At 80.4% G+C, this 910-nt stretch carries 1 pseudogene; it reads right to left on the bottom strand.

What is annotated here, in order from left to right:
- Window positions 1-910: pseudogene (locus tag MNZ29_RS24115) on the bottom strand (type VI secretion system protein); the annotation flags it as partial.

Here is a 910-nt window from a genome sequence, read left to right as displayed (position 1 = left end):
TGGGCGGTGCGCCCGCTCGCGGCGGCGCCCGAGGCGTCCAGCGCGAGCGCCGCCGCCTCGCGCGCGCAGCGCCGCGCGAAGAGGCTCTTCCGCCCGAGCCGCGCGCGGGCGGCGGCCTCGAGGCCCGGCGGCACCGCCACCCCGTCGAGGAACGACTGCCACTCCGCCACGAGCGCCTCCAGGGGGACGCCGAACGCGGCGGCGACGTCGCCGTCCCGGTACGCGCGGGCGAGCTTCGCGGCGCCGTGCCGCTCGAGCAGGAACGCGAGGAAGCTCCCCGAGGCCGTGTAGGCGCGGGCCGGCGCCTGCGTCCAGAACCCCGCAGGCCCGACGATGGCCGCGACGTCGGGCAGGAGGCCCAGGTCGCGCGCCGCCCGCGACCACTCGTGGACGGTCCAGTCGCCGCGCGGGATCTCGAGGGCGACGGCGAGCCCCTCGACGAGCCCCGCGGAGGGGAGGAGGCCCGCGCGCGCCGGGACCCGGAGCGGACCTTTCGCGATGGCCCCGGCCAGCGCGTGGACGAGCTCGTGCCGCAGCACGGGGTGGGGCGAGGGAGCGTCGACGACGTGCACCTCCGCGAGCCAGGGCTTCGCGTACTCCGTGGCCGCGGCGCCCACGAGCCGGCGCTTCTCCGCGGCGCTGCGATACACGAACACGGTCACGCGCGGCGGGGCCGCGAGCCCGAGCGCGCGCGCCACGTCCGCCGCGCCGAACTCGCACTCGGAGAGGAGGGCGCTCGCCGCGGCCGCGGGCTTCTCGGCGGGGAGGAGGAGCGTGCAGCGCGGCCCGTCGCGCCGGGCGCCCAGGGCGCGGACGATCCCGTCGCGATCGCCGGAGAGGCCGAGCGCGTCCCGGGCGGCGCGGGCGCCCGCCGCGGCGCCGGCGGCGACAAGGAGCGCGGCGAGCGGCG

Origin of the sequence: Anaeromyxobacter sp. SG64 (assembly GCF_022690745.1) — a bacterium.
In the GTDB taxonomy this organism is placed as follows: domain Bacteria; phylum Myxococcota; class Myxococcia; order Myxococcales; family Anaeromyxobacteraceae; genus Anaeromyxobacter; species Anaeromyxobacter soli.
The sequence above is the reverse complement of the archived record's forward strand: the minus strand, read 5'-3'. Positions and strand labels throughout refer to the sequence as shown.